The following is an 8283-nucleotide window of genomic DNA, read 5'->3' on the forward strand; positions in this document are numbered from 1 at the left end:
CAACGATGAAAGCAGTTTGGACAGTTCGATTTCGCTGGAGATAGCTTGGGAAGCTTTGAGAATGGCAGCTAAATCTAGGGTGTCTGAGACACTGGTACTAGAAGTAGCCGAACTGATGGATGTGACAGTTCCTAATGTGAAGATGGTTTCCTGGGTGGAAAGGGGAGAACGGGTTTGCTTTAATATGGGGGCAAGTAATTGGGGATAGTGTTTTTCCAGGTCGGCGACTTTGGCTTTTGCACCCCAACGAGCGTAGCAATAGTAGGCGTCCTGCATATATCCGGCTGCTACTTTTTCTTTTCTCCATTCAAGGTAGAATTTAGCTGCGAGTTCGTTAGCAAGTGCTTCTTCTTGGATATATTCGTTGGTTTTGGCTGTTGCGATCGCTCGATCGTATAACTCTATCGCTGCGGTTTTTTGTCCTAATACTCGACATTTTTCCGCTTCTACTAAATCAAACTTATGCTGATAATTCATTGGGGCATGGTGCGCCCAGTGTTGCAACTTAGTTTGGTTTTCTATTACACTCTGCAATGCTGCTGATGTTTCATCTAATCCTGGGTTCAATTGTGCCAAAATGAGCAGAGAATCATAAAGATAAAATACTGGTTCGCTGACTAATCCCGCACCAGCCATAAAATAGCGCCTGACTTCAATAGCATGATTTTTCGCTGGCTCAATTTCTCCAAACAAGAAACAAAGCATTAATTTATACAAATGTAAAATATATAATCCATATCCATCATTGGCAGACTGTAGCTGCTGGATAAATTCTGTTTCTTCAAGGGCTTTTCCAGACAAAAGGGTGGGATGTTCTGCAAAACCCAACAGATTTAAAACTGGCTGCCAATAAATCCGGCAATAATTTGCGGTTGTCAATTGATTTAATTGCATCAAACTATGGCAGTAGGCGCTAATATCCTGCTCTAAGGTAGCCAGGGGTTGATTGCACCAAAAAGAATTGAGACAAAAAGTGTGCCCATTATATCCAGCCATTACCAGGTTTCCAAATTCTAGGGCACTGGTATAACCCTCTTGCAAGAGTGGTAGTGTTTCTTTAATGTGAGATTTGCGGTGTACAATAAATATCCCCAAGATCATCAAGACATCTGTTTTACTCGCTTTGGCATCGAGTTTTGAGATAATCTGGAGTCCCAGGGAACCAAACTGCGTTCCTGTATCTATGGCTTGTAAAAAATTGCAGAGAATATTGCCATAGGTCGCATAGCCTAAAGCAGAAGTCGATGTATTACCGTACTGAATTGAGAGTTTAACGGACAAACTATTCAGCAATGGGAACAGCGCAGAGCCAGAGAGGTAAGCTGCTGGGATTATGATATTGACAATCTTCAGAATAGCGAGTTTTTCGGCATCTCGCATCTCAGGTAAGTTAACCAAATCGGCAATTTCCCTATCTCCAATGAGTTCCTCAATCTCTTGGATTTCCTGTTGAAGATCGGATGGTGTCGGTGTTTCAGGAAAGGTGACACCAAGCTGTTGTAAGACTGGTTGGGCGATCGCGATCGCTGAAGTCAATTTACCTTGGGAAATATGCGATTGAATTCTAATGCAGTAAACATTAACCTTTTCTAGTAAGGAATGTCCCTGTTCAATGACAGTATCAATGAACTGTTCCATCACGTCAAAGTTACCGCATAACATTGCCACTTCCGCTGCTAATTCATGCAAGGCGAGGGTCATTTCATACTGCTCCTGCCAAGCGTCTTCTCCCAACAAAGACAACCCCACTGTGACATATTCGCGCGCTGCTTGATAGGCGGTAGAATTTTTGGCTTTACGACAGGCAATCAGATTAAGTTGTGCTAGTTCATCTCGTTGAGTTTGTTCGCTAATTAAAGCCGTGCCGTAGTTTAATTGATTGACGATTTCAAAAATCCGGTCTTCTCTTGCTTGTGCGGAAATCTGTTGCAGCAGCAATTGTCCGATTTGGTAATGAGTCGTCTGTTTTTGGTCATCGGGAATCAGGGAATAAGCGGCTTGCTGTACTCGGTCATGTAATAATTTGTACGTAACAATCAGTTGATTTTCCGATGTACGTGCTTGATTTTCTGATCCGATATAAAACTTATAAACATCACCTATCGGTAAAATCAACCCTTCTTGCAAAGCTTTCCACAAAGCCGCAGCCGTCTCAATTTCCGATTGCTGCGAAACAATCGCCAAAGTTGCTAAATCAAAAGAGTTACCAATACAAGCAGCTAACTGCAAGACATCTTGAGTCGATCGCGGTAATTTTTGCAGTTGTAAACTCATAAAAGTTACAACGTCATCTGTAACTGCTTGAGCCGTCACTTCCGATATATAGCATTGCCAACAGCCTAACTCAAAGTCAAATTGGATTAATCCATCTTGATGCAATGCTTTGAGAAACTGTGTGGCAAAAAACGGATTTCCTTTGGTTTTTTGATAAATCAATACAGAAAGATGCCATGCTACATCTTCCGAACATTTGAGCGTGTCAGCCACTAACCTATTTACTTGCTCGTGACTCAGTGGTGCTAAAGTAATCGTATTAATCTTTGCTTGTGATTTAGCAATTTCATTCAAAGTCAACATTAAGGGATGTGCTGGATTGACTTCATTATCGCGGTAGGCACCAATAAGGAAAAGATGGCTTGTATCAGCCATTAATAGCTGCATTAACTTGAGCGATGCCGAATCTGCCCATTGCAAATCATCTAAAAACATGACTAATGGATGTGATGCACTGGTGAAGACTTGCGTAAATTTTTGGAACAATAAATTAAAGCGATTTTGTGCCGCAGTTCCTGATAGCTCTATCGCTGGTGGTTGTCCACCAATAATTCTTTCTAGTTCAGGAATTACTTCAATAATTACTTGACCATTTTCGCCAACAGCCTCTAATATTTTAGTTTTCCATTGCTGAATTTGGACATCATTTTCGGTTAATAATTGCTCCATCAAATCCCGGAAGGCTTGCACGAAGGCACTGAAGGGAATATTGCGTTGAAATTGGTCATATTTGCCTTTAATAAAATAGCCGCGTTGTCTGACAATTGGTTTATGCACTTCGTTGACAACGGCTGTTTTTCCAATCCCTGAAAAACCAGCAACGAGCATCATTTCTGTTACACCTTGACTGACTCTATCAAATGCTTGTAGCAGGGTTTCTACTTCAGCTTCTCGTCCATAGATTTTGTCGGGGATGAGAAAGCGATCGCACAGATCCCTTTGGGCTATTTTAAAGCTCTCAATTTTCTGAGTTTCTTGAAGTTGACGTAAACATTTTTCTAGATCGTATTTCAGACCTAAGGCACTCTGATAGCGGTCTTCCGCATTTTTTGCCATTAATTTGCTGACAATCTCTGAAAGTACAGATGGAAGTTGTGGGTTAATTTCGTGGAGTAATGGTGCAGCTTTGGCGATATGGCAATGTACTAACTCCATTGGGTCATTTGATTGAAATGGCAACTCTCCTGTCAGTAATTCGTAAAAGGTGATACCAAGTGAATAAAAATCAGTCCGGTAGTCAATTCCTCGGTTCATTCTTCCGGTTTGTTCGGGAGAAAGGTAAGCAAGTGTCCCTTCTAAAACATTAGGATTAAGCAGGGTTTGGGTTTCTCGTGGCAGTAAAGATGCAATACTAAAGTCGATTAATTTGATTTGTTTGGTTTCCGGGTTAATTAAAATGTTGCTGGGTTTGATGTCTTTGTGAATGATGCGTTCTCGGTAGAGAATATTTAAGGTGTGGCAGAGTGCGATCGCCATTTGCAAAAACTCGCTTAAATTGAGTAGAGTTTCCCCTTGTTGAGTCCATTCTTTGAGAGAAATTCCCCCGAAGTCTTCCATTACCAGCGCATAGCTGTTGTGGTAGGCTTCTAAGCTGTATGTTTGGATGATTCCGGGCAAGTTGAGGTTTTTGGCGATCGTATATTGATTGCGAAATTGCACGAGTTCGCTAAAGGTGGGATACTGGCTATGCAAGACTTTGAGCACTACGGGTTGTTTGTCCTGAATGCGGAAAGCTCGATAAACCTGGGTGCGAGTTCCTGAGTAAATGCGATCGATCGTTTGATAACCTATCAATGTAAAATCTTGAGTTTTCATATTTTTTTTATTATCTGCCTCATGGGCGGGCTGTTTGTAGCTTAACAGAAGGGAAGATAGTTTCCAACTCCTGTGATAGTTAAGTATAATTAATATGATCTAAATCGCTGGTAATTGTGATTTAAGTCACTCAAAATTGCCTTGTTAAAAATAAACCAATCCACTTTTATTTAAAAATTAAATACCCTCATCCATATTGGAATCGTGAATAATAAACTAACACAGCCGAGGCCGATCGCAGTTACGGCTAATTCGCGATCGAGATTGAAAGCTTCTGCCAGCAATGTAGTACCAAAAGCAGGAGGCATTGCCATTTGCAGCACTAGCACAAGTCGCGGCGCGCCCGCGATGCCAAAAAACGTTAATCCCGTGCCAATTACCAAGGGAATTAACAGCATTTTAATCGCCAGACAAGCCAAAACTGGTTTGAGGTTGTGCAAGGAATTCAACTTGCTCAACTGCATCCCGATCGTCATTAAAGCTAAAGTAATTACAGTCCAAGCGCCTGTTGTTAACAATTCTTCGATAGGTACCGACAGCGGCAAGCTGCGCGAGACAAATCCTACACCAAAAGCCCACAGTGCCGGATTCTGAAAAATTGCCCGCAGTGGACTTAACCAACTCTGACGCCGATCGCTTTTACCGCAGTGAGAAGCAATAGCAACTCCCAGTATATTGATTCCCATGGTAGTGCCTAGCAAGTCGTAAAACAACGCCCAGGCAAAGTGTTCCGCGCCTAATAAGGACAAAGTGACGGGAATGCCTAAAAAACCCGTATTACCAACCATCGTTGCCAATAAAAAGCTGCCTTGAGTGGGCAAACTCCAAGCGCTGGTGTGTTCCGGGCTATTTTGGGTGCTCCGATTAAGAGTCTTGAAACGTTCCTCGCCGACACCGAAATTTAGCAAAATCCCAGCGAGTCCTCCACCTGCTAGAATTGCCGCCCAAGCTATCAGCGGCGCCATCCAAATAGCGCCAGACAAATTGGCGCTGCGGATAAAAGCAACAATGCTCAATGGCGTGCCAAAGAAGAAAAGAAACTTGGCTAAATATGTAGAATAGCTTCTCGGTAGCTGGCGGCCGAGAAAAAATCCCAACGCCACCCATCCGATCAGATTTAGATAAAGTTTGAGCAGCGGATTTTCTAAATAAACCATGATTGACTAAATATTTACTAAACGACTTACGCAGATCCGCTACTTTTGCCAAAATAGCCCACCTTTAGCCTAGCGCCGCAGTTTTCCCTGGCACCGCAGCGCTAAATATTAATGCTTATTCAGCTTCGCAGATAATTTTCTACACAGGCCTTGACATCCACAGAAGCGCGTGCCACGATAGAGTTGAGGAAAAAATCAACATAGGTGAAAACTATGGCACGGCAAGCAAAACAATCATCTCAAGTCAAAAGTTCCAGCAGCCAAGCAGCCTCCAATACTCGCACCAAGTTTACCCTCTACAATTTTGCCGGAAACGCAAAGGCTTTCTATCTAGTCGATCGCATTAATTTAGAAAGAACACCAGGCGATATCCCAGAAAAATCCGTCGCTCACAGCATCATCATCATCGACCGTTCCGGCTCAATGTATTATGACTTAGAACCGCTGAAAGAAACGCTAATCAAGCTTTTGACCTTAGACGAATACAACAATTACCAGCTAATTGTCAGCCTGATTTCCTATGCTAGCAAGGGGGACGTAATTTGTCATTTCCAGCGAATTCCCATTCAAGAAGTGCTGAAGCTTGACTCTCAATACATCAAAGAAATTCAAAAAATTCACACGGCTGGCTGTACCTGCATATCGCAGTCGATGCAACTCGCTAAATCTCTGGTTAAAGCGGGAGAAATGACAGCGATCAATTTGCACACAGACGGCTATGCAAATGACCCCAGTGCCAATTCGGAAGCTGCAAAACTAGGGGAAATTTGCGAAGAACTCAAAGACATGGATGTGTTTGCTAACACGATATCCTATGCCTCTGCTGACTTCAAACTTCTCTCCAAAATCGCAAACACATTATCGGGAAATTGCATCCGCGCTGGCGAAGTCAAAATGGTTTACGATGCTCTTTACGACAGCACAAAACTTTTAGGCAGTTCCGTTGCACCTCCGCTGGAAGAACCGTTAATTAAGGAATATGATTATCAAGTTTTTGTTTCCCAAAGTGGCAAAAAAATCAACGGTTCATCGAACACTCTGAAAATCTGCGGGCTGAAAGCAGACGATGGGGGACTGTTTTACAAATATCAGAAAGTCGCCAAAGATGAGTATGACAAACTAGATGTTCCCGTTGCTCAAACTGATGAGTCGGTGTTTGCTTTTGCGAAAGCTAACCTCGCTGACGGCAATTTAAATACGGCGAAGTATGCGCTGGCGAGCACCTTCGACGCTACTTTGGCGGAAAAACACGCGAAAGCTTTGACAAATGCGCAAATAGCTGAGTTTGCGGAAGATTTGGAAGAGGCTGTTTTTGCGCCAGAGGTGTTGAAAAATCATGAAATTGGCGATCGGGTAAAAGTCAGCGAGAAAATTTCCCTGCTGGAGTTAATCGAGATATTGGAGGAAAACAGCAACAGCATCATCATCAACTTGAAACACTTGCAAGAAAATTATCAGCGAAAAGGTTTGAAGCGAATTGAAGGAAAGCGAGACGAAAACGGCAACCTTGTCAAGCCTTGGCTGAAAACTGAATTCTTAGATGGTGGCGAATACGTGCAAATGGGCTCATTTGCCATCAATCAAAATACCGCTACCATCAATATGCTGATTACCCGAAAAGCTAAGCTGGTAAAAGTTGAGGATGAAACTTTAATCGCAGAAGCGGCGGGAATTCTAGTTACAGACCTCAATACTTTCAACAATTATACCATTGTCAGCGACGGCGAAGTTAATATTAAGTCGCTGCGAACCAAAATCAGCAGCAAACCAGTGTTTGATTTGCTCAAAAAATGCGGTGTCCTTGAAAAAGACGGTTCGCCCGTGCAAGAATTTGACTTCCGTTCAGAGTACGATATAAAGTTAGAGACTTTGCCCCTAGTGCCTTTTGACGGGCGTTACGGCAGCCTTGACGGAGTGTTTGAGGAACTCGCAGAAATCAAAATTCTCTCTAGCATTCTCTCGGCTCATTTGAAAGAGGAATCCGAGGCTTACACTGCGGAACAATTGGAAGAATTGAAACAGCATTATCTGTCAAAAAGCCTTTACATCAACTTTCCGACGACGACGGAATACACGGAATTAAAAAGTGCGATCGCCAACGGTTCAGTAGATTCGCGAGTCAGCTACAAAATCGACATCGGCAACAAGAACATCCTCAACTTCGGCAAATTGCACTCGGCCAACAAATTCCTCGATCGCCTTTATGAAGTTTACCACAAAAACACCGGCGAAAAGCTAGCAAAACCGACATTTGACATCACCTTAGATGAGCCTGTTGTTTTCGCACACAAAACGCTGTCATCCCGAACAAAAATCACCAAAGTTGACGACTTGATGAAACTGATTTTCGATGAGTTTTTGGGGTTGGAGGATAACGGAATTGTTAGCGCTACTTTAGCTAAAGTGGGTGCAGATAGTTTGCTGCGCCTTTTGCAAGCGAAATGGCAGGGAGAAGATGTCAAGCGAGAGGAGTTTGTCGCTGCTTTAGCTAATGCGAATGAGCGACTGGAAGCTTATGCTGAAAAAGTGTACAGGGAAAAAGTTTCACCGCTGGTTTTCTATATCGGTTCTACTGGACTAATCCCGGATGAAATGGAGGCAAAAGCGGCGACTGCTGAGGAAATTAATTCTAAATACGGCAACTTGCAATTTTCTAAAGATGAGCAAGAGGGGATGTTTTTTGAAGTCGGAGACTGCATTATTAGCGTGTATGCTAAGAATGAGTATTTCACGGTAGGGAAGTAGGAATTAGGGTGGGCATTATTTGCCCACCTTGCTCAAATATGGCGCATTGAAATTAACCGCAAAGGCGCAGCAGTGGCGACTAGGAAATAGGTAGATGGGACAAGTGTTACGTTGCCAAGACGAAAGGAGCGCTCGCAAATCTTCTATGATGGGAGTAGAACAAGAGTTTGAGTGTGGGCAATTGCTTAGCTTTTAGCTTTATGCCAAGTCATCACTATAGCAATCCTAAATCAATTGTAAAATATATGGTTTCACCAATCCTGATTAACTTGGTATTAATTTAGGCTTTTTA

Annotated in this window: 3 protein-coding genes; 1 reads left to right on the forward strand and 2 read right to left on the reverse strand. The window is 42.7% G+C overall.

All coding sequences use genetic code 11. The annotated features are described in order from the left end of the window. Both QUA27_RS26695 and QUA27_RS26700 read right to left on the reverse strand, forming a co-directional pair. Positions 1 to 4089 (reverse strand): ATP-binding protein (locus QUA27_RS26695; RefSeq protein ID WP_333072009.1); only part of this gene is annotated, 4089 nt, incomplete at its 3' end. A 170-nt stretch (positions 4090 to 4259) separates the two neighbouring features. Beyond that, positions 4260 to 5246, reverse strand: a complete 987-nt coding sequence (locus QUA27_RS26700) for an AEC family transporter (protein ID WP_333072010.1) — start codon at positions 5244 to 5246, stop codon at positions 4260 to 4262. Positions 5247 to 5459: 213 nt separating this feature from the next. Between QUA27_RS26700 and QUA27_RS26705 the strand changes: the two genes are divergently transcribed. After that, entirely contained in the window at positions 5460 to 7991 is a 2532-nt protein-coding gene (locus QUA27_RS26705; RefSeq protein ID WP_333072013.1) for a vWA domain-containing protein, read from the forward strand. Positions 7992 to 8283: the final 292 nt, after the last annotated feature.

This window comes from Microcoleus harperi Pol14_C6, from assembly GCF_036701295.1.
Lineage (GTDB): Bacteria > Cyanobacteriota > Cyanobacteriia > Cyanobacteriales > Microcoleaceae > Microcoleus.